The sequence below is a fragment of the Stenotrophomonas sp. GL_111 genome (genome assembly GCF_057835245.1).
Map to the genome: position 1 here is coordinate 4308078 of NZ_CM174421.1, position 23090 is coordinate 4331167.

The window sequence follows — 23090 nt, forward strand, 5'->3', positions numbered from 1 at the left end:
CTGCCGTCGTTTACTGACCATCATTCGGTGTGATGGCTCAGCCACGTGTATCCAGGCTGCGTTGGCCACCACCTTCGATCAGGTCGTAGCGGCTGTAGTGCGTGGCGTCACTGAGCAGGGTGCGGCTCTGGCCCGGGCGCAGATGCACTTTTACGCCGTTGTCACAGTCGTCCGGCTTGGCCACGCGGCATTGCCGCAGGTTGTTCAGCACGATGGTGGCATTGCCGCGATTGGTGACCTGCAGGCCGTTGATCTGTGTATCGAACCGGGCAGCGCTGGGCGGTACGAACAACACCGTGCCGTAACCGGTGAAGACGTTCACGCCGGCGCTGACGGCCTGCTTGTAGTCCTCAGCCTGCTGCTCATCCAGCGAGAAGTCCGCGTTGTCGGGCACCACCGGCACAAAACGCAGGCGGTAATACTGTTCGCTGTCACGGGCACCACGAAACACCAGACGGGTGGCCTGCTGGCCGTTGTTGGCCGGAATGATCATCCGCGCCGGACTGGCGATCAGCCCACTGGCACCGGATTGATTGCGGGCCAGGGCGGACGCATCCACCGGCGTTTCGGTGACGGCGCCTGCCGCATCAAAGTGCATCCGGGTGACCTCCACCCGCACATAGGCGGTGGCATCACCGGTGTTGCGCACGCGCTTGAGCAGCTGGCTGCTGTTGGCCGGCATGTAGTCGAACAACATGCCGACATTGATCTGCGGCGAGGCCGCATGGCCGGTGGTGGTGGCACCCAGCAACATCAGGGCGAACAGGGAACGGCGCATGGCGGTTGCCTCGGAAGGTATCGGTTCAATGGGACCAGTCTGCAAGGGCGGGCGCGACGAAACCATGCAACTTGTTGCAGTTTGTCGTGATTGCCCCTTGCCCCGTCCTCACGTGTATGCGTTCGTGAAGAGACTGCTTTTTGAATGCGCGGAAGTGTGGCGCAGTGGGCATCCGAGGCCTATGCAACTTGTTGTATTCGCACTGTGAAGAAATGGCGGCCGGAAACGCAAAAAGGGCCGTGGCTTCCGCCACGGCCCTTTCCTGATCAGAAGTTGATCGGGGTTACTTGGTGATATCCACACCCTTGGTTTCATGCAGGAACAACCCGCCCACCACCACGGTCATCAACGCGATGATGATCGGGTACCACAGGCCGTAGTAGAGGTTGCCGGTGCCGGCCACCAGCGCGAAGGAAATCGCCGGCAGGAAGCCACCGAACCAGCCATTGCCGATGTGGTACGGCAGCGACATCGAGGTGTAGCGGATGCGGGTCGGGAACAGCTCCACCAGGTAGGCGGCGATCGGGCCGTAGACCATGGTGACGTAGAGCACCAGCAGCCACAGCATGAACACCGTGCCGGGAATGTTGATGCGTGCGTTGTCGGCCTTGGCCGGATAGCCGGCAGTACCCAGTGCGGACTTCAGCTCGGCCCCGAACGCATCGCCCTTGGCCTTGCCATCTTCCTTGGTCAGCCCGGCCGCCTCGTAGGAGGTGACCGCAGCGCTACCGACGTTGACCACCGCCAGCGTCCCTGCCGGTGCCGGCTTGACGTCATACGGCACGCCGGCCTTGGTCAGCGCCGCCGTGGCGACGTCGCAGGAGCTGGTGAACTTGCGCAGGCCGACCGGATCGAACTGGAACGAGCAGGTGTTCGGATCGGCGACCACCAGTGCCGGCGAGGACGTGCGGGCTTCTTCGATGGCCGGATTGGCGAAGTGGGTCAGGCCCTTGAAGATCGGGATGTAGGTGATGGCGGCCAGCAGGCAGCCGGCCAGGATGATTTTCTTGCGGCCGATACGATCAGACAGCCAGCCGAAGAAGATGAAGAACGGCACGCCCAACGCCAGCGCCGCGGCGATCAGCAGGTAGGACGTGGTGGCTTCAACCTTGAGCATGCTGCTCAGGAAGAACAGCGCGTAGAACTGGCCGCCGTACCAGACCACTGCCTGGCCCGCTGCGGCACCGAGCAGCACCAGCAGCATCAGCTTGAGGTTGCCGCCCTTGAGGCTGTCACGGAACGGGGTCTTGGAGCCCTTGCCTTCGGCCTTCATCTGCTGGAACAGCGGCGACTCGCTCAACTGCAGGCGGATCCACACCGAGATGCCCAGCAGCACGATCGAGACCAGGAACGGAATGCGCCAGCCCCAGGCTTCAAACGCTTCGTTGCCCAGGAAGTAGCGGCACGCCAGGATGATCAGCAGCGACATGAACAAGCCGAGCGTGGCGGTGCACTGGATGAAGCTGGTGTACAGGCCACGCTTGTCGGCCGGGGCGTGCTCGGCAACGTAGGTCGCCGCGCCACCGTATTCGCCACCCATGGCCAGGCCCTGGGCCAGGCGCAGGATGATCAGGATCACCGGGGCGGCGAAACCGATCGAGGCGTAGTTGGGCAGCACGCCGACCAGGAAGGTCGAGATGCCCATGATCAGGATCGTGACCAGGAAGGTGTACTTGCGACCGATGCGATCGCCCAGGCTGCCGAAGAACGCGGCACCGAACGGACGCACGAAGAAGCCGGCGGCGAAGGCCAGCAGCGCAAAGATCATGCCGGTGGTTTCATTGACACCACTGAAGAACTGCTTGGCGATGATCGCGGCGAGCGAGCCGTACAGGAAGAAGTCGTACCACTCGAAAACGGTACCCAGGCTGGACGCGAAGATGACCTTCTTGTGGCCTTGGCTTAGCTGGGCTTTTGCTGGTGCGGGTGTAGTGGACATGGGACGCTTCCCCTCCGAAGCAATCGTTGCTGGTAGGTGCCGACCAAGGGTCGGCACTCATTTAAAAACTGTATTTGGTGGTGAACTGCAGGCGGTTGATATCGCCCTTGCGGCCGTCCTCGATCTCGCGCACGCCGTACATGTACTCCGCACCGATATCGACCTTGGGCATCGGGGTGTAGAACACGTTGCCGCGGATGCTCTGCACGCTCTTGGTGACCAGCGGGCCGAGGCTGCCGTCATTGTCGTAGTCGCTGCGCGCATAGATCAGGTTGGTGCGCAGCTTGGGGGTGAAGGCGTGGCGCCAGCCGACATAGCCGGCCAGTACGCCGGTGGGATTGAGCTCGTCGCGGGCAACGTCGTAGGCGGTATCGGCGGTGACACCGAGGCCGACATAACGGGCGATGCCTTCACCGCCACTGAGCTGGTAATGCAGGGTGTCGCTGCCGCCCATCACCCACTTGCCGCCCAGGGTCAGGCCGCCGCCGATCTTGTCGGCGTCGGCGCCGTTGGTCTGGTTGTCGACCTTGAGCTGGCGCACCACCGCACCGACGCCGAAGGTGCCCCAGTTGCCCTTCCAGCCGTAACGCAGGGTCAGGTCGGGCAGTGCACCACGGTCGGAGCTGCTGGAGGCATTGGTCCATACCCCGGCCGGGTTGCGGGTGCCGGTGAGCACGGTGGTTTCCGGGTTTTCCAGCGCGACGCTGAAGCCGCCCTGGGTGTAGCGGATCTGTGCCTGGCGCACGAACAGCACGCCGTCGGTGGGCCCGACGAAGTCAACCGCTTCCGGCAGTGATCCGGCATCCATGAAGTTGGACCAGGTCTGCCCGGCCAGCCAGTTGTTCCAGTACATATAGGCGTGGCGCAGGGTCACGCCGTAGGTGTTGGTCGCGGTCTGGCTGCCCAGCGAGTTGCCGAAGAAATCCATCTCGAAGAACGCACCGGCCTTGTTGCCGCCTTCGCTGACGTTGTCGATGCCCAGGTTGAAGCGCGAGAACTTGGCGTGGGCGTTGTAGTCCACGTCCGAACGCTTGCCGCTGCCGCCGGCACCCGCCACCGGGGTCTGCCCGGGCAGGTACAGCGCGCGGCCGGTGGCGTCGTCGGCGAGCTGGCCATCGCTGGTCTGGGTGGCCAGGAAATCGGCCTTGATGAAGCCGCCGATCTTGACCGTGGTGCCCGGCGCGGCGCCCGGGGTGATGGTGGTGACCTGGATCGGCTGCTTGCCGGCCGGCACCTGCGCGGCCAGCGGCTGCTGGGCCTGCACGGTCTTGACCGCGGTGACATCGGTCTGGGCCTGGCTGATCTGGGTCTGCTGCATCTGGCTGGCAGACACCAGCAGTTGCACCTGGCGTTCCAGGTCGGCAACGCGGGCTTCCAGTGCTTTTTCTTTTGCGGTTTCGGCGAACGCCATGCCTGGCGCGATCAATGCAACGAACAGGCAGGCGGCCAACGGCCGGCGTGTCGTCTTCAGAATACGGTGGCTCATGTTGCCCTCTCTCCCGGGTGGCAAGTCGAACGCCGCGCATGGGCACGGTCGAGCCGACAGTGCGGCGCGTTCACCCACAGCGGCTATTGGCCATTAGTCGTACTCGCCCAACGGGCGAGCACGACCCGGGCGCCACAAGCGACCGGCAGGTGCCAACGGCACCTGGGTAGGTACCGACCGTTGGTCGGTACGCTGTGGCGCGTGGCCAACGGTCCTGATTTGCCGCCCACACGACCATGCACCAAGCAACCCCACGGCCCCGGACGGCGCGTACAACCCGCGCACCCCACCCAATCGGAACCTGCCCACCGGCACCGCAGAGCAACCCACCATGGCGCGGTACGCTCTGGCGCGCTACGACCAAGGTCTAAGCACCCGGATATCGCGAACGCAGGTGGATGCGGCAAACTGAGGGGGATGAATCGCCGGTTATGCTGCGATCGCACAACCCAAGTCCTAGTGCAAGTGAGGGTGCCATGGCTGATCTTTACCCCGTCAAGGCGGATGTTGCCGCCAAGGCGCGCATTGACAAGAACACTTACCAGCAGCTCTACCGCGAGTCGGTGGAGAACCCCGACGCGTTCTGGGGCAAGGCCGCCGAACGCCTGGACTGGTACAAGAAGCCGTCCACGATCAAGAACGTCAGCTTCCAGCTCGACGACTTCCGCATCAAGTGGTTCGAAGACGGCGAGCTCAACGCCAGCGTCAACTGCCTGGACCGTCAGCTCGACACGCGCGGCGACAAGGTCGCGCTGCTGTTCGAACCCGACAGCGCCGATGCGCCGGCCCAGGGCGTCACCTACCGCGAGTTGTACGAGCGGGTGTGCCGGCTGGGCAACGCGCTGCGTAATCTGGGCGTCAAGAAGGGCGACCGCGTCACCATCTACCTGCCCATGATCGTCGATGCCGCCGTGGCCATGCTCGCCTGCGCGCGCATCGGTGCGGTGCACTCGGTGGTGTTCGGCGGGTTCGCACCGAACTCCATCGCCGACCGCGTGATCGACTGCGCCAGCAAGCTGATCATCACTGCCGATGAAGGCCTGCGTGGCGGCAAGAAGATTCCGCTCAAAGCCAACGTCGATGCCGCGCTGAAAATGCCGGGCACCACCACGGTGGAAACCGTGCTGGTGGTGCGCCACACCGGCGGTGCGGTGGACATGCAGGCCCCGCGCGACCGCTGGTTCCATGATGTGGTGGACCCGCAGCCGGCGCAGTGCGAGCCCGAGCGCATGAACGCCGAGGACCCGCTGTTCATCCTGTACACCTCCGGCTCCACCGGCAAACCCAAGGGCGTGCTGCATACCACCGCCGGCTACCTGCTGTACGCGGCCTACACCCATGAGGCGGTGTTCGACCTGCGCGAGGACGACATCTACTGGTGCACCGCCGATGTGGGCTGGGTCACCGGCCACAGCTACATCGTGTACGGCCCGCTGGCCAACGGCGCCACCTCGCTGATGTTCGAAGGCGTGCCGAACTACCCGAACACCTCGCGCTTCTGGGAGGTGATCGACAAGCACCAGGTGACCATCTTCTACACCGCGCCGACCGCGATCCGCGCGTTGATGCGCGAGGGCGAAGCACCGGTCAAGCGCACCTCGCGTGCCTCGCTGCGCCTGCTCGGCAGTGTGGGCGAGCCGATCAACCCGGAAGCCTGGCGCTGGTACTACGAAGTGGTCGGCGACAGCCGCTGCCCGATCGTGGACACCTGGTGGCAGACCGAAACCGGCGGCATCCTGATCTCGCCGCTGCCGGGCGCGGTCGATCTCAAGCCGGGTTCGGCCACCCTGCCCTTCTTCGGTGTGCAGCCGGCGCTGGTCAATGCCGATGGCGAGATCAAGGACGGCCCCACCGAGGGCAACCTGATCATCCGCGACTCCTGGCCGGGCCAGATGCGCAGCGTGTATGGCGACCACCAGCGCTTCATCGATACCTACTTCCGCACCTATCCGGGCAGCTACTTCACCGGTGACGGCTGCCGTCGCGACGAAGATGGCTATTACTGGATCACCGGCCGCGTGGATGACGTGATCAATGTGTCCGGCCACCGCATCGGCACCGCCGAGGTGGAAAGCGCGCTGGTTTCCCACCCCAAGGTGGCCGAAGCGGCCGTGGTCGGTTTCCCGCACGACATCAAGGGCCAGGGCATCTATGCCTATGTCACCCTGGTGGCCGACGAGGCCCCCAGCGACGCACTGCACAAGGAACTGATCGCCTGGGTGCGCAAGGAGATCGGGCCGATCGCCGCGCCCGACCACCTGCAGTGGGCACCGGGCCTGCCCAAGACGCGCTCGGGCAAGATCATGCGCCGCATCCTGCGCAAGATCGCCGAGAACGCCCCGGACCAGCTGGGCGATACCTCCACCCTGGCCGACCCGTCGGTGGTGGCGTCGTTGGTGGAAGAACGCAAAGTGAAGTAACCCTTCATCGTGACGGCGCACGATGCGCCCCGTGGTGACCCGCGTGGAGGGACGCGGGTCACCATTGGAACGTAATCCTGCACACGATCACGGTGCCTGTTGGCTCCATCTGATTAGCTATCCCCCATGACGACCCTCCTGATTGCCGATGACCATCCGCTGTTCCGCGAAGCCCTTCGCGGCGCCGTGCAACGCGTGATTCCCGGCGTGCAGCTGTATGAGGCCGACAGCGTGGAAGCGCTGTACCAGCTGGCCGACCAGCACACCGATGCCGACCTGGTCCTGATGGACCTCAACATGCCCGGGGCGCAGGGCTTCAACGCGCTGGTGCACATGCGTGCGCTGCACCCGCAGCTGCCGGTGGTGGTGGTGTCCGCGCGCGAAGAACCCACGGTGATGCGCCGCGCGCTTGATCACGGTGCATTCGGCTTCATTCCCAAATCCGCCGACTCGGACACCATCGGCCATGCGCTGGGCACCATCCTGGATGGCGAAACCTGGGCCCCGCCGGAGGCGCACAACGTGCCCCCGACCGGGCGCGAGGAACGCGAGATCGGCCAGCGCCTGCGCGAGCTCACCCCGCAGCAGTTCCGCGTGCTGCAGATGCTCGGGGCCGGCCGCTTGAACAAGCAGATCGCCTACGACCTCAACGTCTCCGAAGCCACCATCAAGGCGCACGTCACCGCGATCCTGCGCAAGCTGGGCGTCACCAACCGCACCCAGGCGGTGCTGATGGCCGGCAAGCTGGCCATCGACGACGAGCCGATCGTGTTGCCGCCGGAAGAGGATTGATCCACCCGAACGTGACTGATGCCGCGCTGCGCGCGGTTGCAGAGCATGGCTCGGCACTACCCAAGGTCGCCCGGTAGTGCCGAGCCATGCTCGGCAACCCCAACCCCAACCGCATCCGCATCCGCATCCGCATCCGCATCCGCGCAGGCGTTATAGCCAGAGCTATGAATTCCAGCGTTACCTGCGCAATGCGCGCTAAACGCGCCACGCCGCGTACCCGGTGCTAAGCTTCGCGTCCCCTTGGGGAGTAGCCTGATTCCTGCTGCAGGAATCGCCCGTATCAACATACTCGGCCAGTGCGCCGTGGTGCGGGTAGCCATGATGGTTGGCGAGACCAGCGGTCCGCGTGCGCAACGACAGGTTGGGCGCGAGCGCGGCCCGTTGCCTGTCACTGCCCAACCTGCCGTACCCCACCATGTCCCCTCTCTCGATCCTGCTGATCGGCTTTGCCATGTCCACCGATGCCTTCGCCGCGGCGATCGGCAAAGGCGCTGCCATGCGCAAGCCGCGCTTCCCCGACGCCCTGCGCGCCGGCCTCATCTTTGGTGTGATCGAGGCGATCACCCCGGTGATCGGCTGGTTGCTGGGGCGTGCCGCCCTGCAGTACGTGGAGGCCTTCGACCATTGGATCGCCTTCGGCCTGCTCGGCGCGCTGGGCGTGCACATGATCATCAACGGCGTGCGCCCCGATGACGGCAGCGAGGAAGACGACCCCGACAAACACCACGGCTTCTGGCGGCTGGCCATCACCGGTTTCGCCACCAGCATCGATGCGATGGCGGTGGGTATCGGCCTGGCCTTCCTGGACGTCAACATCGGGGTGATGGCGCTGGTCATCGGCCTGTGCACGCTGACCATGGTCACCGCCGGCATCATGCTCGGCCGCGTGCTCGGCACCCTGGTGGGCAAGCGTGCGGAGATCATCGGCGGCGTAATCCTGATCATCATCGGCGCCACCATCCTGTACGAACACCTCAGTGGTGCGATGGGCTGAGCGCCCTGAACCTAGCGTCCCGCGCGGCTACATGTCACCGTGCGGGGCGTGGAAGGCGGCCAGAAATGCGCGCAGCGAGGCCGGTTTGATCGGCTTGGTCAGCAACCGGTAGCCACGCTCGCGCGCCATCCGCTTCAACTCATCGCGGCCATCGGCGGTCAACAACGCCCCGGGAATCGGCCGGCCGGCCTTTTCGCGCAGGGCCACCAGCGTATCCAGGCCATCCAGGCGGTCGTGCAGGTGGTAATCCACCAGCATTACATCGGGCTGCTGCACCACCTGCTGCAACGCCTGGTCCACGGTGCTGGCGGTGATCACCTCCACCTGCCAGCGCCCGAGCAGCGCGCGCATGCCGTCGAGGATTTCCTGGTCGTTGTCCACGCACAGCACACGCATGCCGGCCAGTGAATCGGTGCGCGGTACCGGGGGCGGCGACAGCGACGGCGCAGCCGAAGACGGTAGCTGCGGGGCCTGCACGCGCGGCAGCAGGATCGAGAACATGCTGCCACTGCCCACCCGGCTGCGCGCGTTGAGGCGGTGATCGAGCAGGCGCGAGATGCGCTGGCAGATCGACAAACCCAGCCCCAACCCCTGCTCGCCCCAGTCGAAGGGCTGCTGGTAGCGGTGGAACTCATCGAAGATCTGCTGCATGTGGTGCTCGGGAATGCCCGGGCCGGTATCCCACACCTGCAACTCCACTTCCTCGCCACGATGGCGCACGGCCAGCACGATGCGGCCCTGGCGGGTGTAACGCAGTGCATTGGCCAGGAAGTTCTGCAGCACCCGGCGCAGCAGGCGGCGGTCGCTGCGCACCCAGGCCGGGCGCGCGAACAGGTCCATGCGCAGGCCACGCCCGGCGGCGACCGGTGAGTACTGCGCGGCCAGCTCGCGCATCAGCAGGCTCACATCGAAATCGCCGATCACCGGGTGCAGGCCACCGGCGTCCAGCCGCGAGACATCCAGCAGGCCGTCCAGCAGTTCTTCAGCGGCACGCAGCGAGGCGTCCACGCGCTCGGCCAGATGGCGTTGTTCTTCGTTGTTGTGGTGGCTTTCGCGCAGTGCCGAGGCGAACAGGCGCGCGGCATTGAGCGGCTGCAGCACGTCGTGGCTGATCGCGGCCAGGAAGCGGGTCTTGGACTGCTGGGCGACTTCGGCCTCGTGCGAACGCTCGGCCACGCGCTGCTCCAGCGTTTCGTTGGCTTCCAGCAGCGCGCGCTCGGCATGCTTGTAGTCGGTGATGTCGTTGTAGCTGGTGACATAGCCCCCGCCGGGCAGCGCCTGGCCGCGCATCTCGATCACCTTGCCGTCGCTGCGGGTGCGCTCGAAGATGTGTGGCGAACCGGCCCGCATGTAGCCGATGCGGCGGTTGATCTGCACTTCGATCTCGCCCTCGCCCAGCTCGCCGCGCTCGGCGTTGTAACGGATCAGGTCGGCAACCGGGCGGCCCACATAGAGCATGCCGTCGGGATAGCCGAACATCTGCTGGTAGCGGCGGTTCCAGGCGGTGAGGCGCATGTCCGGGTCGACCACGCTGACCCCGGCGCTGATGTTCTCCAGCGTGGTGGACAGGATCTCGCGGTTGAAGCGCAGCTCCTGGCCCGCCTCGTCGAGCACCGCCACCACTTCGCCCAGGTCCATGCCCGAGCCGCGCAGCAGGCTGGTCAGCAGCAGGCGTGCCGAGGCCGCGCCGATCGAGGCGGCCAGCAGGCGCTCGGTGAACTGTACCCAGGCGCGGTCGGCGGCGGCCGAGGCCTGCAGCTCGCGGCCCATCGATTGCGCCTGCTCGAAGAACGACCGCCGCGCATGGCGTTCACCGACCACCCGCGAAGCCAGTGCCAGCAGATCGCCCACATGCACATGGCCCGGCCACGCCCCGGCCACCGAGGGCCGCTGTGCGTACGGGTCCAGGAACGGCGCCGCACGCAACCGCTCGTCCACGCCGGGGCGCCAGCGCACCGACACCAGCAGCATCGCCGCGGCATTGACCAGCAGCGACCAGAACGTGCCGTGGGTCAGCGGGTCCCAGCCACTCATGCCGAACAGCTGCTGCGGTTGCAGCCAGCTGATGCCGAACGGCCCCTGCTGCAACCACGTGGCGTCCATCCAGCCGGCATGGGTCAGCGCCGGCAGCAGCAGCGTGTAGATCCAGGTGCCGAAGCCGAGCAGCATGCCCACTTCCACGCCGCGCCGGCTGGCCCCGCGCCAATACAACCCGCCGATCAGGCCCGGGGCGAACTGCGCCACGGCGGCAAAGGCCATCAGGCCGTAGGACGCCAGCGTGCTGTCGTTGCTGCTGCCGCGGTAGTAGCTGTAGGCCACCAGTGCCAGCAGCAGGATCGCCATGCGCCGGATCCACAGCACCCGCGAGGCGACGTCGGCCGCTTCCTGGTGGTCGCCACTGCGGCGCAGCAGCACCGGCATCACCAGGTCGTTGCTGACCATCGTGGCCAGTGCGATCGAGGACACGATGACCATGCCGGTGGCGGCCGAGAAACCGCCCACGTAGGCGACCAGCGCCAGGAACTTGCGGCCCTCGGCCAGCGGCAGGGCCAGCACCATGCTGTCATCGGCGACGCTGCCGCCGGTGCCGAACAGGTGCACGCCGGCGGTGGCGATGGGAATCACCATCGCCGAGATCACCACCAGGTACGTGCCGAACATCCAGCGCGCGCGGCGCACATCGCGCACGTCACCGCATTCCACCACGGCCACGTGGAACTGGCGCGGCAGGCAGATGATCGCCAGGAAGCTGAGCAGGGTCTGCGAGATGAAGCCGACCGGCGGCAGCGCGGCGAACAAGGTGTGCGCCGACTCCACCACCGCCTCGGTGCGGTCGCTCAACCACACGTAGGCGAACACGCCCAGGGCCACCATCGCGAGCAGCTTGATCACCGATTCCAGCGCAATTGCCAGCATCATGCCGTGGTGGTGCTCGGTGGCATCCACCTGGCGGGTACCGAACAGCGTGGCGAACAACGCCATCAGCAGCGCCACGTACAGCGCCGGATCACTGAAGAAACCGGTGGGCCCGACGTTGCCGGTGAGCACCTGCAGGCTCATCGCCACCGCTTTGTACTGCAATGCCAGGTACGGCACGATGCCGATCAGCGCGATCATCGCCACCAGCGCCGCCAAGCGCCGCGAGCGGCCAAAGCGCGAGGAGATGAAATCGGCGATGGACACCACGTTCTGGCTGCGCGAGATCAGCGCCAGGCGCTCGATGATGCGCCAGCCAAACAGCCACAGCAGCAGCGGCCCCAGGTAGATCGGCAGGTAGCCGATGCCATTGCGTACCGCGGTGCCGACCGCGCCATAGAAGGTCCACGACGAGCAGTACACCGCCAGCGCCAGGCTGTAGACCACCGGGCGCAACCACGGGCGATCCGGGTACATCGGCCGACGGTCGCCCCACCACGCCACGCCGAACAACAGCGCGGCATAGGCCACCGACACCAACAGCAGGATCCAGCTGGAGATCACGCGGGGGTTTCCGTGAGAGCAAACCGCAGTGTAGGCCACGACCGAGGGTCGTGGCCGTGGCGCTTATTCGGCAGGCACGCCCATTTCTTCCAGCAGTTCCGGTGCCGGGTAGACCTTGGCCAGCAGCCAGCGCAGGTAGCGCATGTCCACGTGCACGGCCCGCTTGTAGCGGGGGTCGAACCACCAGCTGGCGCTGACCGACTCCCAGTTGCTGTCGAAGTTCAGCCCGATCAGCTCGCCCTTGGCATTGAGCACCGGCGAACCGGAGTTGCCGCCCGTGGTATCCAGATTGGTCAGGAAGTTGACCGTCTGGGTCTTCAGCACCGGGTCGGCGGTGCTGCCGAAATCGCCCTTGGCGATGGCGTCCAGCAGCGGCTTGGGCGCATCGAACGGGTAGGCGTTGGTGTTCTTCTCCACGATCCCGGCCACGGTGGTCACCGGGTCGAAATGCACCGCATCGCGCGGCGACAGCGCTTCCACCTTGCCGTAGCTCACGCGCAGGGTGCGGTTGGCATCCGGGTACACCGCACGGCCCTGCTTGGCCCGCCAGGCAAACAACGCCTGCATGTAGGCCGGGCGCAGGCGCAGCTGTTCGCCTTCGCGGGTCTTGCGCTGGTCTTCCAGGCGCAGCTGCGCGGCCACCAGCGGGCCGGCGATGTCGATCAGCGGATCGCGTGCGAGCGCCTTGCCGTCCTTGGCCGTGGCAAAGCGCGACAGCCGCTCGGCTTCCTCGCCCAGGCGGGTACCGGCGTACAGCGTGTCCAGCGCCTTGGTCAGCGCGGCCGGGGTGCGGCCGAACGCGGCGTCGAACTCGGGCAGGCGCTGTGCATCGGGCAGCTGCTGGTAGCGGCCCAGCAACGCGCTCAGCAGGGCCTTTTCCACCTCGGGCGCATAGCGGCGCTGGACCTGCTTGAGCACGCCTTCGATCAACGCCTGGTCGCGCTGCTGGTAGCCGCTCTCGCGCTCGGCATCGGGCTTGGCCGATTCAATGCGCAGGCGCTCCAGCGTCAACGCCGACCGCAGCAGCTGGCTCTGGGTGGCCGCCTGTTCCAGGAGCAGGTCGCGCTCACCGAACGCGGCCCCCTGCGACAACGAGCCCAGCAGGGCCTGGATATCACCGCGGTACTTCACCTCGGTGGCCTGCAGCATGGCGGCTTCATCGCTGGCACGCTGGGCCTTGGCATCGCTGCGCAGCAGGCCTTCCAGCTCACCGGCGGCGCGCTTGCGGTTGTTCTTCAGCGACTGCAGCTGCGAGGCGTAGCGGGTGCGCGCCTGCGCATCCTTGGCGCTGGCCGCCTCGATGGTGTCGATCATCTGCTGGAACAGCGCCACCCGGCGCGGCAGCACCGCATCGATCTGGCCGCTGAACTCGGCGGCGGTGCGGTGCCGGTAGGTGATGCCCGGGTAGCCGGCCAGCATGGCGAAATCGCCGGTCCTGGGACCGTCCACCGACATCTTCAGGTGCGCCGGTGCCTGGTAGGGCACGTTGTCCGGGCTGTACGCGGCCGGCTTGCCGTCCTTGCCCACGTAGGCGCGCAGCAGGGTGAAATCACCGGTGTGGCGCGGCCACATGAAGTTGTCGATCTCGTCGCCGTAGTTGCCGATCGCGCGCGGCGGTGCATACACCAGGCGCACATCGCTCAGCTCCAGCTGACGGATGCGGTAGAAATCGGTGCCGTAGTACATGTCCGCCACGCTGCAGCGCACGTTGCCCTCGGCCTCGCAGTCGGCCACCAGCTGCTTGCTGGCGCGGTCCACCGCGTCGTAGTACGCGCGGCCGGTCTTGCCACGCGCATCGCGCAGCACTTCATCGGTGACCTTGTCGAACCCGGTGGTGACCAGCACGCGGAAATCCGGGTTGGCCGCGCGCTCGTCGCTGCGCCCCTTGGCGATGAAGCCATCGTTGATCAGGTTGTGCTCGGGCGAGCTGTTGTACTGGATCACGCCCATCGCCACGTGGTGGTTGGTCAGCAGCAGGCCGTCGGCGGATACGAACGAGCCGGTGCCGCCACCGGCCCGGACCACCGCGCTCAGCGGCGCCGCGGTGACATTGGCCAGGTCGGCCGGATCGCCCTTGAACCCGGCCGCCTTCAGCGGCTTGGCCAGCTCGGGCAGCTGGGTCGGCATCCACATGCCTTCATCGGCGTGGGCGGCCGCGGCGAGGGTGAGGCCGAGGGCCAGGGCGGTAGGGAGGGCTTTGCGTGGCGACATGAGGCAATCCGGTACGACAGAACAGCCCGGGACCATAGCCGCTGGAACGCTGTGGGGCAACGCCGGGCCGCAGCCGGACGTGAGAATCCGCCGGGCATGGCCCGGCGCTACCTTGTGAACAACGCCGGGTTATTTCTCCCGGCGCCAGTTCAACGAACCGCGGTTTTCCACCGTGCTCGATTCCACTTCCACGTCGAAACCGCGGCGCAGCAGGTACTTGAGCGTCAGCACCGAACCACTGCCCACCAGCGACACGCCGTAGCCGACATACAGCTTGGGCGAGATGAACTTGCCCACGCCGATCACCGAGCCGCCCAGCGCGCGCGACTGGCTCACACCGGCATCGTCCAGGCCGAGCTTGGCGCCCAGCTGGGCGGCGAGCAGGCCGCTGCCGGCCGACAATGCCGCCGAGGCCGCGTTGACCTGCTGGGCCTGGTCGCTGCTGGCGCCGGTCAGGCTACGGCCCAGCACCAGGTAGGCCAGTGCTTCGGACTGCGACATCGACGGGTTGGACCACACATCCACGCGCGGCGACTGCGCGCGCCCGGTCACGTCGATGCCCGCGGTGATATCGCCGATCTTGCGTTCGGCGCGGATGTTGATGCGCGGGTCGGCCACCGCGTTGTAGTTCCAGCTCAGGTTGCCGCGGGTGATGGTCAGGTCCTGGCCGTAGGCCTTGTAGCGGCCGCTGACTTCCAGGCCGCCATTGGCGGTCATCTCGCGGCCCGGCCGCGACCACACCTGCATCTTGCCGCCAAGCGCGCCCTTGAGTCCGAAGCCACTCATCTTGACCTTGTCACCCAGGCTCACGGTGAGGTCCATGTCCAACGGCGAGGTCGGCGTTTCTTCCGGGTCCACCGGGTCCAGCACCACCACGTCTTCAGACACCGACGTACCGCGGTCCAGACGTTCCAGGTCCAGGTCGGCCTCGGGCACATGCACGGTGCCGCGCAGCTGCATCGCCTTGCCGGCGAGGCTGAAATCCAGGTTCGGATTGGCGATCACGCGCAGTTCGCTGGTATTGGCCAGCAGCACGTTTTCACCGTGGATATGCAACTGCAACGGCTGCGCATCACCGAACCACGACAGCCCACCATCCACATACAACGTGCCCTTGCCGGAGTTGGCCTGCGCGTTGATCTTGGCCGAACCATCCGGCTGTGCGGTGAAGCTGCCCTTGCCTTCATCGAAGGTCAGGCCCAGCGCGGGGAACTCGCCCTTGAATTTGCTCAAGGTGGCTTCGCCGCCCAGCGATGGCGTGCCGCGCGTGCCGCGCAGGCTGACGTGGCCTTCGATCAAACCGGTGGGGCGCACGATGTCCGGAGAGAACAGCTCCAGCCAGTACAACCGCGCGATGTTCATGTACAGCTCGCCGTTGAGCGGCGCATTGGCGTCCCAGCCGGTCTGCACCTTGGCGTCGACGAAGCCGTCACCCTTGAAACCGACGCCGAGCTTGGCGTTGATCTGCGACTGGGTCATTTCCAGCGTGGCCGAGAACTGGTCGTAGCGCACCAGTTCGCCGCGCGCGTTGTCGCCCAGGCGGATGCCACCTTCCGGCGAGGCGATCTTGGCGCTGCCTTCCCACGCGTTGCCGCGCGGACGGATGCGTCCGTCCAGGGTCAGCTCGCCGCGCAGGTAGATGCGTCGACCCGCCTGCGGCGGCAGCCACGGCTGCACCAGCGCCAGCGGCAAAGCATCGCCGCGGATCTGCAGGCCTTCGCGCGGCCAGTTGGCGCTGGCGCACAACGCACCGCCGGTGGCCGCACCCAGGCACGCATCGCTGAGGGTGAAGTTGCTGCCCTGCACACTGAAGCTGGCCGGCGAACGCAGGCTCCATGCATCGCCCTTGACCGGTGCAATGCGCAACGCGCTCAGATCGCCACGCCAGGCCTGGCCTTGCTGACGCACGCTGCCGCTGAGCGCGACCGCGCCCAGTTCGTTCTTTGTCTGTGCGTCCAGGCGCAGGTTGGAGACACTGCCGCGTGCATCCACGTTGAGCGTGTCCAGCAGCATGCCCACCTGCACCTTGCTGCCCTGCACCGCCAAGGCACCGCTGTCGCCCTGCCACGGCAGGCGACCCTTGATGCTGACCGCCTCGGCGCTCCAGTCATCCCAGCGCAGCCCGCTGCCGACCAGGTCGGCGGTGATGTCCGGCGCGGTACGCGGCCCCTTCACCAGCACATGCCCGCGCAGGCTGCCGCTGCTGCCGGGCAGCAGGTCATCGAGCTGCACCGGCTCGAGCTGTGCCTCGATATCCAGGCGGTCGCCGACCGAGCCCTTGGCCGTCAGGTGGCTGTTGCCCAGCGCCAGTTTCAGGTTGCCCTCGCCCTGCTCACCGCGCAGCGCGAATCTGCCCTGCGCATCCAGCGCGCGCTTGCGCAGCATGCCCTTGATACCCGGCACATCCACGGTAGCTTCATAGACGCCGGTGGTACCGGCCGGGCTGCCCGCCGGCACCGGCAACTGCCGGCCCTTGGAGGCCAGTGCACCGGACAGCTTGCCGTCCCAGCCCGGCGCGAAGTAGCCCGGGTCGAAGCCGGCCAGCTTGGCTGCTACATCCCAATCCAGTTGCGGCGCCCACGCCACCTGGCCGGTGACATCCAGCGAACCGCCCGGGGTGCTGGCCTGCAGCTGCTTGATCAGCGCCGCCTGGTCGCTGCCGCGCACGTCGAAATTCAGGTCGGCGGTCTGCTTGTCGCGCTCGACCGACGCCTCGCCCACCGTGGCCCAGGCCTTCAACGTACCGGCCAGGCCCAGCCGGGCTTCCTTCAGCGTCACCGGCACCGGTGCGGCGGCGCCGGCGGTGCTGGTATCGGCGGCGGGCACGAAGGTCAGGTCGTTGGCCACGATCGAGAAGCGCAGGCTGGCGTTCTCCTTGTCGGTGAAATCAGCCTTGCCCTGCAGCCGCGCCTGGCCACCGAACGCCTTGAGCTGCAGCGGCGCCACGGTCAGCACCTGGTCGGCCAGGCCCACCTTGGACGGGGCCAGTTCCACCGCGATGTCGCCCTGCTTGAAGCTGCCCTGCAGGTTGGCCTGGCCGCCCTTGCCGTCGGCCTGGAAATCCAGCGCCATCGGCGTGCTGGTGCTGGCGTCCATGCCCGGCACCAGCAGTGCCAGGTCCAGTTCCTTGGTGCGCGCGCGCGCCTTCCACACCGGGTCGGTGCGGCCGTCGAAGACCAGGCTGGCCTGCAGCGGTGCGGGCGCATTGCCGGCCACGGCAACCTCCATGTGGCCCAGGTCACCCCGCGCCACCAGCCCCAGCCGCGCCGGGGTGCGCCCGCGCGGAGCCGGCAGCCGTGCGCCGATGGTGATGTCGGTGTCGTAGTCGCTGCGTGGCAGGTAACGGCCGTCCACGCGGAAATCGCCCAGGTCGCTGTCGACCTTGAGCTGGGTGGCGCGGAACTCGCCGTTGGCGATCTCCACACCGCCGCGCAGCTTGCTGATGTCGATCACCGGCTGCTGCGCCTGGGTGATGCGGAAGCCATCGATGATGATGGTATCGGCCTGGATCGCCAGCGGCATTTCAATCTGCGGCAGCGACTCCGGCCAGCTCGGCAGCTTGAACGGCTCTTCGCTCTTGGCCAGGTTGAGCGTGGCGTTCTTCAGCTGCAGCGCATCGAGCTGCAGCTTGCGGCCCAGCAACGGACGGATATCCGGATCCAGGTAGGCGCGCTCGGCGGTGAAATGGATGTCGTCGTAGCGGAATTCCAGGTCGTGCAGCACCAACGGGCCGGCAACCGGGCCTTCGATCCGGCTCCAGGTCAGCGAGGAGCCCACAGGCAACCGCGCGATCACCTGCGCCAGCAGCACGTCGCGGCCGGCCACGGTCTGCAGCAGCCAGTACAGCAGCAGCAGCGCGAGCAGTACCAGGCCCAGCACGGTGAAGCCCGACCATGCCCAGAAGCGACGCTTGCGGTAGAAACGCACGCGCGGCGGCGGCGTGGCGGGCGCGGAAGGCGTTGGCGTGCTCACAGGTCCGCTCCGATGTTCAGGTACAGCTGGAACTGCGAATCGGGGTTGTTCAGGCCGTGCGCGATATCCACGCGCACCGGGCCCACCGGCGATTTCCAGCGCACGCCGAAGCCCACGCCGGTGTGCAGGTCGATGGTGTTGTCGAACGCGCTGCCGGTATCCACGAACACCGCCGCGCCCCAGGGGCCGCCCTTGAAGTAGTGCTCGTACTCGGCCGAGCCGATCACCAGGTTCTTGGCACCCAGCGCGAACTTGTCCGGTTCGGGCGTGCGCGGGCCGACTTCGCGGTACGCATAGCCGCGGATGCTGCGGTCACCGCCGGCGAAGAAACGCAGGCTCGGCGGCATCGCCACCAGGTCGCTGGTCCAGGTGGTGCCGCCTTCGCCGCGCAGGATCAGGCGGTCGGTCGCACCGATCGGCACATACCAGCGCAGCACCACGTTGGCCTGCACGAAGCTGGTGTCCGAACCGGCCCCTTCGATGCCGCCGCGCAGGGTCGCACTGCCGCTGATGCCCTTGCGCGGGAACAGCCGGTCATCGACGTTGACGTAGTCGGCCACCAGCTGCGGGTAGACCAGCGTGGAGGTGTTGTAGACCGCATCGGTGAATTCGGTGCCCGAGGCATAGCGCCAGCGCTCGCGCAGCGCATTGACCGAGGCGATCGCGGTCCAGTACTCGTTGATCTCGCCGCTGCGGCTGGCACTCAGCTTGAAGTTGCGCAGGTCGATGTAATCGGTCTGCTCGTCATAGGCGCTGGCGGTCAGCGCGTACCAGCCGTCCAGCCATTTGAAGGCAGGAATCCGGTAGCTGGTGATCAGGCTCTTGCGCTTCTGCGCATAGTCCAGCTGGGTGTTCATCTTGTGGCCGCGGTTGTTCAGGAACCGCCGCTCCAGGCCGCCACGCACACCGGCGCCACTCTCACTGCCGTAGCTCAGGCCGGCCGTGTAGATGGTGCGCTTGGCCCGGGTCAGGTTGACGTCCACCGGCACGTCGCCATTTTCGTCGGCCTGGTCCGGGCGCGGCTGGATGTCGATCACGCTGAAGTAGTCCAGCTTGCTCAGCGACTCGCGCAACCGGTCCAGCTTGCCTTCGTGGAAGTAGCTGCCCTTGTCCCAGTACACCAGCGGATCGAACAGCCGGTCCACGAAGTAATCCTGGTGGAAGCGGATGTCGCCCATGTTGTAGCGGCGGCCGCTGTCCCAGGTCAGGTCGATGTCGGCGGCGTTCTCGGCCCGGGTGATCTGCACCTGGCGCTGGGTGTAGTCGGCATCGAAGTAGCCGCGCTCGGCCAGGCGCCGGGTGATGGTGATCTTGCTGGCTTCGTAGGTGGTGTGCTCGAAGCGCTGGCCCTTGCGCGGCTTGAAGTTCTCCAGGTCGTCCTGCAGGTACTGGTCGTTCAGGGCCGGGCCGGTGATATCGATGTGCTCGCGCCGGACCACGGTGGCCGGGCCCTTGTCGACCTGGATCACCACGCGCAGGTTCTCGCCTTCGCGGGGGCTCTCCACCGTGATCGTCGGGTTGTAGTACCCGAACGGCTCCAGGGCCTGGCGGGTCTGGCGTTCGGCCTGGGACAACAGGTACTCCAACCGCGACTCGCCCTGGGGCTTGCCGATGGTGTCGTACAGCGACAGCGAGACCTCGATGTTCTCGATCATCTCGGCGTCGTCGCCCTTGTCCAGTCCTTTGATGTCCACTTTCTCGATGGTCCCGCGTGCGTGTGCCACCGAGGCGGTGGCCAGCGACAGGAACATCAGCGGAAGGGCGTAATTCTTTGGCTGCATGCGGACAGCATAACGGGCCATCGTGACCATGCGAAATCGCGGGGGGTGTTTCAGAACGACGGTTAAGTGACCGTAAAAATCCGCGACCGCGTGAGCATCGCCGGATTCAAGCGTTGGCGATCACCGCCGTTGGCGCGTCCGGGCAGCGCGCGGGCACAAAAAAAGCGCGCCAGGCAGGGCCTCGCGCGCTTGAGATGCCGGAATCGGCCAATCCGTGTGGGATCAGCTGGACAGGTGCTCGATCGCCGCCACGCTGCCCAGGCGGTCGCCCAGGCGCTTGAGCAGGGCCAGGCGGTTGGCCCGCAACGCCGGGTCCTCCGCATTGACCATCACCGCGTCGAAGAACGCATCCACCTGCGGCCGCAGCCGGGCCAGGCGCGCCAGCACGCTCATGTAGTCCTTCTGGTGCAGGCTGGCGTTGCTGTCGTCGATGGCCGCTTCCACTGCCTCGGCCAGCTCGCTTTCGGCCGGCTCGGCCAGCAGCGCCGGGTCGATCATGCCCGGGATATCGCCCTCGGCCTTGCGCAGGATGTTACGGATGCGCTTGTTGGCAGCGGCCAGCGCCTCGGCTTCGGGCAGCGAGGCGAAGCTGCCGATCGCATCGATACGGCGGTCGAAGTCGTACAGCGAGGCCGGCTTCAGCTCGGCCACCGCGTTGAAGTGCGTGGCCGGTACACCCTTGTCGGCGTAGTAGCCGCGCAGACGGTCGAGGATGAAGTCGTACAGCTCCTGCGGCAGGGCCTCGGTCTTGCGCTCGGCACTGGGCTGCACGCCCGCCGGCAACCCGGCGATGGCGGTGGCGATCAGCGCGCGCAGGTCCACGTCGAAGCCCGACTCGATCACCGTCCGCGCCAACCCCAGCGCATTGCGGCGCAGCGCGAACGGGTCCTTGTTGCCGGTCGGCTTCAGGCCCGCGGCGAAACCACCGGCCAGCGTATCCAGGCGCTCGGCAATGGCCAGCACCTTGCCCAGCGCCGACAGCGCGATGTCATCGCCGCCGAAACGCGGCTGGTAGGCCTCGTCGATGGCCAGCGCGACCTCGGGCGACTCGCCACCGGTCAGCGCGTAATGACGGCCGGCGATGCCCTGCAGTTCCGGGAATTCGTTGACCATGCGCGACTGCAGGTCGTTCTTGGCCAACAGCGCCGCGCGTTTGGCCAGCACCGGGTCCACGCCCACCTGCGGGGCGATCGCCTCGGCCAGGGCCACCACGCGCTGCACCTTGTCGGCCAACGAGCCCAGCTTGGCCTGGTAGGTGACGCTCTTCAGGCCGTCGCCCATCGATTCCAGGCCCTGCTTGAGGTCCTCATCGAAGAAGAACTTGGCATCGGAGAAGCGCGGACGGATCACCCGCTCGTAGCCCTTGGCCACCTCGGCCACGTCCTTGGACTCGATGTTGGCGATACCGATGAACTTCTCGGTCAGCTTGCCGTGGGCATCCAGCACCGGGAAGAACTTCTGGTTGATCTCCATCGTCTCGATCAGCGCTTCCTGCGGCACGGCCAGGAACTCACGCTCGAAACTGCACAGCACCGCCGCCGGCCATTCGACCAGGTTGACCACCTGCTCCAGGTTGTCCGGAGTGATCCGTGCCTGGCCACCGGCGCTGGCCGCCGATGCCTTCACCGCCTCGACGATGCGCGTGCGGCGCACGTCGGCATCCACCAGCACGTAGGCCGCCTGCAGCGAGGCGACGTAGTCGTCCGGCGAGGTCAGCCACACGGTTTTGTCGTGCATGAAGCGATGGCCGCGGCTCATGCGGTCGGCCTTCAGGCCCAGTACCTCGGCCTCGATGATCTCGCCACCGTGCAGCAGCACCAGCCAATGCACCGGGCGGGCGAACCCGTAGGTGTGGCTGCCCCAGCGCATCGGCTTGGGGATCGGCATCGCCGCGATCGCCTCGCGCAGGATCTCCGGCAGCAGCGTCGCAGTGCGCGCGCCCGGGGTGGTGGAGCGGTGCACGAAACGCTCGCCCTTGGCGTCGCTGGTGCGCTCCAGCGAGCTCCAGTCGATCCCGGCCTTGGCCGCGAAACCCTGCAGCGCCTTGGTCGGCTGGCCCTCGGCATCCAGTGCGATATTCAGGTACGGGCCCAGCACTTCGCTGTGCTGTTCGGGCTGTTCCACGGCCACGCCGGGCAGCAGCACGGCCAGTCGGCGCGGGGTCGACAACGGTTTGGCATCGCCCAGCTCGACGGTCACGCCACGCTTGGCCAGCCCGTCGACCACGCCATCGAAGAACGCCTGGGCCAGGCCCGGCAGCGCCTTCACCGGCAATTCTTCGGTACCCAGTTCAATCAGCAGCGGCAGCATCGTGCTCATGCCTGCACCTCCTTGGCCGCGACTGCTTCCAGGCGCTTGGCCTCATACAGCCTGGCCACCGCCTGGGCCAGCGCGCGCACGCGCAGGATGTAGCGCTGGCGCTCGGTCACGCTGATCGCACGGCGCGCATCGAGCAGGTTGAAGGCATGGCTGGCCTTGCACACCTGCTCGTAGGCCGGCAGCGGCAGGCCGACATCGACCAGCTTCTGCGCTTCTTTCTCGCAGGCATCGAAGCGATGGAACATCTCTTCCACGTCGGCGTATTCGAAGTTGTAGGTGCTCTGCTCGATTTCATTCTGCAGGTACACATCGCCGTAGGTCACCGGCGTGCCGTCCGGGCCGTAGGTCCAGACCAGGTCGTAGACGTTGTCGCAGTTCTGCAGGTACATGCACAGGCGTTCGAGACCGTAGGTGATCTCGCCCAGCACCGGCTTGCACTCCAGGCCACCGGCCTGCTGGAAGTAGGTGAACTGGGTGACTTCCATGCCGTTGAGCCAGACTTCCCAGCCCAGGCCCCAGGCGCCGAGCGTCGGCGATTCCCAGTTGTCCTCGACGAAGCGCAGATCGTGCACCAGCGGGTCGATGCCCAGCGCCTTGAGCGAATCCAGGTACAGCTGCTGGATGTTGTCCGGGCTCGGCTTCATCGCCACCTGGTACTGGTAGTAGCGCTGCAGGCGGTTGGGGTTCTCGCCGTAGCGGCCGTCGGTGGGGCGGCGCGAAGGCTGCACGTACGCGGCATTCCAGCTTTCCGGGCCGATCGAACGCAGGAACGTGGCCGGGTGGAAGGTACCGGCGCCCACCTCCAGGTCCAGCGGCTGGATCAGCACGCAGCCCTGCTGCGCCCAATACTGGTTGAGGGTCTGGATCAGGCCCTGGAAAGTGATCGGAACGCTCTTGGTGACGGACATGCGGCGGATT

At 66.7% G+C, this 23090-nt stretch carries 12 protein-coding genes; 3 read left to right on the plus strand and 9 right to left on the minus strand.

The features are described from left to right. Positions 1-37: 37 nt before the first annotated feature. The 3 genes from AC3IPM_RS19160 to AC3IPM_RS19170 all read right to left on the minus strand — a co-directional run bounded on the left by AC3IPM_RS19160 (position 38) and on the right by AC3IPM_RS19170 (position 4203). Positions 38-778, minus strand: coding sequence for a fimbrial biogenesis chaperone (locus AC3IPM_RS19160; RefSeq protein WP_489301818.1), 741 nt, complete (start codon positions 776-778; stop codon positions 38-40). 283 nt (positions 779-1061) lie between these two features. Next, positions 1062-2717 (minus strand): MFS transporter, encoded by a 1656-nt coding sequence (locus AC3IPM_RS19165; RefSeq protein ID WP_489301819.1) that lies wholly within the window; start codon positions 2715-2717, stop codon positions 1062-1064. A gap of 61 nt (positions 2718-2778) precedes the next feature. Next, entirely contained in the window at positions 2779-4203 is a 1425-nt protein-coding gene (locus tag AC3IPM_RS19170; protein ID WP_489301820.1) for a DcaP family trimeric outer membrane transporter, read from the minus strand. Between the two features lie 476 nt (positions 4204-4679). Between AC3IPM_RS19170 and acs the strand changes: the two genes are divergently transcribed. From acs to mntP, 3 genes are all read left to right on the plus strand, one after another. Beyond that, entirely contained in the window at positions 4680-6623 is a 1944-nt protein-coding gene (acs, locus tag AC3IPM_RS19175) for an acetate--CoA ligase (RefSeq protein ID WP_489301821.1), read from the plus strand. A 126-nt stretch (positions 6624-6749) separates the two neighbouring features. Further along, a complete protein-coding gene (locus AC3IPM_RS19180; RefSeq protein WP_489301822.1) occupies positions 6750-7415 on the plus strand; it encodes a response regulator transcription factor in 666 nt (221 codons plus the stop codon). Between the two features lie 415 nt (positions 7416-7830). After that, the gene (gene mntP, locus AC3IPM_RS19185) at positions 7831-8409 is read left to right on the plus strand and encodes a manganese efflux pump MntP (RefSeq protein WP_489301823.1); all 579 of its coding nucleotides are present in this window, start codon (positions 7831-7833) and stop codon (positions 8407-8409) included. 27 nt (positions 8410-8436) lie between these two features. Here the strand turns inward: mntP and AC3IPM_RS19190 are convergent, their stop codons facing one another. The 6 genes from AC3IPM_RS19190 to glyQ all read right to left on the minus strand — a co-directional run bounded on the left by AC3IPM_RS19190 (position 8437) and on the right by glyQ (position 23080). Beyond that, positions 8437-11889: a hybrid sensor histidine kinase/response regulator gene (locus AC3IPM_RS19190; RefSeq protein WP_489301824.1), complete on the minus strand. Its 3453-nt coding sequence runs from the start codon at positions 11887-11889 to the stop codon at positions 8437-8439. A gap of 63 nt (positions 11890-11952) precedes the next feature. Continuing rightward, positions 11953-14100: a S46 family peptidase gene (locus tag AC3IPM_RS19195; protein ID WP_489301825.1), complete on the minus strand. Its 2148-nt coding sequence runs from the start codon at positions 14098-14100 to the stop codon at positions 11953-11955. 129 nt (positions 14101-14229) lie between these two features. After that, on the minus strand, positions 14230-18072 hold the full coding sequence (locus AC3IPM_RS19200; protein WP_489301826.1) for a translocation/assembly module TamB domain-containing protein: 3843 nt from the start codon (positions 18070-18072) through the stop codon (positions 14230-14232). After that, positions 18069-19874: an autotransporter assembly complex protein TamA gene (locus AC3IPM_RS19205; protein ID WP_489301827.1), complete on the minus strand. Its 1806-nt coding sequence runs from the start codon at positions 19872-19874 to the stop codon at positions 18069-18071. Before AC3IPM_RS19205 ends, AC3IPM_RS19200 begins: the two co-directional genes overlap by 4 nt. Positions 19875-20075: 201 nt before the next feature. Then, positions 20076-22172, minus strand: coding sequence for a glycine--tRNA ligase subunit beta (glyS, locus tag AC3IPM_RS19210; protein WP_489301828.1), 2097 nt, complete (start codon positions 22170-22172; stop codon positions 20076-20078). Continuing rightward, complete coding sequence (gene glyQ, locus AC3IPM_RS19215) at positions 22169-23080, minus strand: glycine--tRNA ligase subunit alpha (protein WP_489301829.1); 912 nt, start codon at positions 23078-23080, stop codon at positions 22169-22171. The genes glyS and glyQ overlap by 4 nt, the downstream gene beginning before the upstream one ends. Positions 23081-23090 lie beyond the last annotated feature (10 nt).